Raw genomic sequence first — 3402 nt, 5'->3', positions numbered from 1 at the left:
GACTTATCCCGAACCGGGGATTATCCCGATGTCTGGCGGGATTGACGTGGGAGTGGTTGTAGCACTGGGTGATTGGTTCGGGTTGCTGGTTTGTCACTCGGTGTAAGTTCGGGCGTCGCACTCTTTGGTTGTGGAGGCAGGGTGTCTCCGCGTCGGAGAGGAGCAACGATGGGAACGACCAGGTGGGTAGCCGATGGAGGTCCGCTGGTGGGGTTCGCTGCCGGGTTCAAGCGTGAGCTGGAGCTGCGGGGTAACAAGCCCACTGCGATTGCCCAGCATTTGAGGTTGATGGGCCAGTTGAATCGGTGGATGGCCAGTGCTGATGTGGCTGCGCAGGATCTCACGCAAGCGGTGGTCGAGCAGTTCTTCGCCGCTGCTCGTGGTCAGGGTCAGCGCCGGGTTCCGACGATGGCGACCGCGGCGGTGTTGCTGTCGTCTCTGGCGGACCGGGGTGTGATCGCAGCCGTGGTGCCGGTGGCGGTGACCGCACGGGATCGGTTGCTGATCGATTATCGTCAGCATTTGTTCGAGGAACGCGGCCTGGCGCCGACCACGGTGTTGCGATACGAGCGGTTCGCGAAACGGTTTCTGGCGCAGCGGTCTTCGCAGCTGGGTTGCGATGTCGGCGACGAGGACCTGACCGGCGGGGAGGTCAACGCCTATCTGCTGGCGGCCGGTGCCCGGTTGGTGGTGGAGTCGGCGAAACGAGAGGCCGCCGACCTACGCGCGCTGCTGCGGTTCCTCTATCTGCGGCGCCGGCTCGATGTCGATCTCGGCTCGGCGATGCCGCCGGTCGCGGCGTGGCGGGGCACCCGGCTGCCCAGCGGCCCGAGTGCCGACGAGGTCGACGCGGTGCTCGACAGCTGTGATCGGTCGACGACGAGCGGGCGCCGTGACTACGCGGTATTGACTCTGCTGGCCCGGTTGGGATTGCGCAGCGGCGAGGTCGCAGCCCTGCAACTCGGTGATATCGACTGGCGGCGCGGGGAAATCGCGGTGCGCGGCAAAGCGCGCCGGCTGGATCGACTCCCGTTGCCGAGTCAGGTGGGTGCAGCTGTCGCGGAGTATCTGCGCAACGGCCGGCCTCGCTGCGGTTGCCCGGAGGTGATCTTGACGTTGTATGCGCCGCCACGGCCGATCCATCCCAGCAGCATCCCCAGGATCGTTTACCGGGCCTGCCTCCGCGCCGGGGTGAGCCCGGTCGGCGGGCACCGGCTGCGCCACGGGCTGGCCACCGAAATGCTGCATCAGGGAGTGAGTTTGGTCGAGATCGCGCAGGTGCTGCGGCACTCGGATCTGGGCACGACTTCCGACTACGCCAAGATCGACCGCATCGCGCTGGCCGCGGTCGTGCAATCCTGGCCGCAGGCGCGATCATGAGCACCGACTTCGCCGCTCACGCCGCCGATTATCTCCAGTTGCGTCGGGCGCTGGGCCACGAGCTGGCCGAGGCGCACCGGCTGTTGCCGCGTTTCGTCGATCATCTCGATGCGGCTGGAGCCACCACGATCACCACTGCCGTTGCCCTGGACTGGGTTCGGCGCCGCGACGTCGGCCCGGCCAGTTCGATCTGGTCGCGCCGGATGACGGTGGTGCGCGGGTTCGCCCGCTATATGTCGGGCATCGACCCGGCCACCGAGATCCCCCCGCTGGGCCTGGTGATTCACCGGCAGCGCTGGAATCCGCCGTTCATCTACTCCTCCGAAGACATCCAGGCCCTGCTGCACGCGGTGCCGGTGGTGGTGCCATCCCCGCTGCGCAGGGCGACGGCCGAGACAATGATCGGGCTGCTGGCCTGCACCGGAATCCGGGTGGGAGAAGCCATTGTTCTCGACCGTGACGATGTCGGCTGCGCCGAGGGCGTGCTGATCGTGCGCGCATCGAAATTCACCAAGACCCGCGAAGTGTTACTCGATCCCACCGCGGCGGCCGCGTTGGCCGCCTATGCCGCGATTCGCGACGAGCACGTGCCGCAGCCGGTGAGCCGGAAGTTCTTCCTCTCCAGGAAGGGAACCGCGATGATCTACGCCAACTTCGGCCTGCTGTTCCGGCGGCTGGTGGAAACCTCACATGTCGGTTCCGGCTCGTCGGTTCGCCCGCGCATCCACGACCTGCGTCATTCGTTCGCGGTGCACACACTCGTGCGCTGGTATCGCAGCGGCGACGATGTCGCGGCGTTACTGCCGCGACTGTCGACCTACATGGGTCACCGCGCACCGATCTACACCTACTGGTATCTGTCCGCCGCACCGAAATTGCTGTCCCTGGCCGCCGAACGACTGCAGAACCGGCACGAGGAAGGACCCCGTCGATGACTCTGCTCGCCCCGACTCTGCAGTTGTTCTTCCTCGAGCGGCTGGTCAACCAGCGCCAAGCCAGCCCGGCCACGATCACCTCCTACCGCACCACCTTCCAGCTGCTGCTGCGGTTCGTCTGCGATCGCACCGGCAAAACCCCCTCGGCATTGGACTGGAAAGACCTCGATGCCGAGGTGATTTCGTTGTTCCTACAGCACCTCGAAACCGGTCGCCACAACAGCGCCCGCAGCCGCAACACGCGGCCCTGCGGTCACTGTTCCGGTTCGCGGCACTGCGCCACCCCGAACATGCCGAGTTGATCCAGCAGGTGCTCGCTATCCCGCAGAAACGCTTCGACAAGACAGTCGTCTCATTTCTGCAGCCCGAGGAGATCGACGCTCTGCTTGCCGCGCCCGACCGCTCACGCTGGGAAGGTCGCCGTGACCACGCTCTACTGCTGCTGGCCGTCCAGACCGGGCTGCGGCTGTCGGAGCTGACCGGGCTCAACTGCGGCGACATCGAACTCGGGTCCGGCGCACACGTGCGCTGCCGCGGGAAAGGCCGCAAACAACGCTGCGTCCCGCTGACCCCGGCCACCACCGCTGTCCTGCGCGTCTGGCTTCGAGAACGACACGGCAGCCCCGACGAGCCCGCCTTCCCCACCCGCACCGGCCGCCGCCTCAGCGACGACGGCGTCGAAGCGCGACTCAAACTCTGCAAAACCATTGCCCGCCAGCACTGTTCGTCCTTGGAAGGCAAGAAGATCTCACCACACACCCTCCGTCATTCCTGCGCGATGAATCTGCTCCGCAGCGGAGTCGACTCGACGGTCATCGCGCTCTGGTTGGGCCACGCCGACCCCCGTTCCACCACCGCCTACCTGCACGCCGACATGGCGATCAAGGAACGCGCCCTGGCCCGCACCACATCACCCACCTCCAAGCCCGGCCGCTACCAGCCACCCGACGACCTACTCGCCTTCCTGGAGAGCCTCTGAATATTCCGATACCGACAACGCCACAGACCCGAAAAACACCACCGCACAACCACTCCCACGTCAAACCCGCCAGACATCGGGATAATCCCCGGTTCGGGATAAGTCCAC

4 protein-coding genes are annotated in these 3402 nt (G+C 66.0%); all 4 read left to right on the top strand.

Translation table 11 applies throughout. The features are described 5' to 3' along the window. Positions 1 to 168 precede the first annotated feature (168 nt). The 4 genes from ACIBG0_RS42165 to ACIBG0_RS42150 are packed head-to-tail and all read left to right on the top strand — an operon-like array spanning position 169 to position 3294. The gene (locus ACIBG0_RS42165; protein WP_397041268.1) at positions 169 to 1380 is read left to right on the top strand and encodes a site-specific integrase; all 1212 of its coding nucleotides are present in this window, start codon (positions 169 to 171) and stop codon (positions 1378 to 1380) included. Then, positions 1377 to 2315 (top strand): tyrosine-type recombinase/integrase, encoded by a 939-nt coding sequence (locus ACIBG0_RS42160; protein WP_397041267.1) that lies wholly within the window; start codon positions 1377 to 1379, stop codon positions 2313 to 2315. The genes ACIBG0_RS42165 and ACIBG0_RS42160 overlap by 4 nt, the downstream gene beginning before the upstream one ends. Beyond that, on the top strand, positions 2312 to 2617 hold the full coding sequence (locus ACIBG0_RS42155; RefSeq protein WP_397041264.1) for a site-specific integrase: 306 nt from the start codon (positions 2312 to 2314) through the stop codon (positions 2615 to 2617). The genes ACIBG0_RS42160 and ACIBG0_RS42155 overlap by 4 nt, the downstream gene beginning before the upstream one ends. Next, positions 2614 to 3294 (top strand): tyrosine-type recombinase/integrase, encoded by a 681-nt coding sequence (locus tag ACIBG0_RS42150; protein ID WP_397041263.1) that lies wholly within the window; start codon positions 2614 to 2616, stop codon positions 3292 to 3294. The genes ACIBG0_RS42155 and ACIBG0_RS42150 overlap by 4 nt, the downstream gene beginning before the upstream one ends. The last annotated feature ends 108 nt before the right edge of the window (positions 3295 to 3402 follow it).

The organism is Nocardia sp. NPDC050630 (genome assembly GCF_044457245.1).
Taxonomy (GTDB): Bacteria; Actinomycetota; Actinomycetes; order Mycobacteriales; family Mycobacteriaceae; genus Nocardia.
Note: the sequence above shows the minus strand (reverse complement) of the source record. Positions and strands in the feature narration are given on the sequence as shown.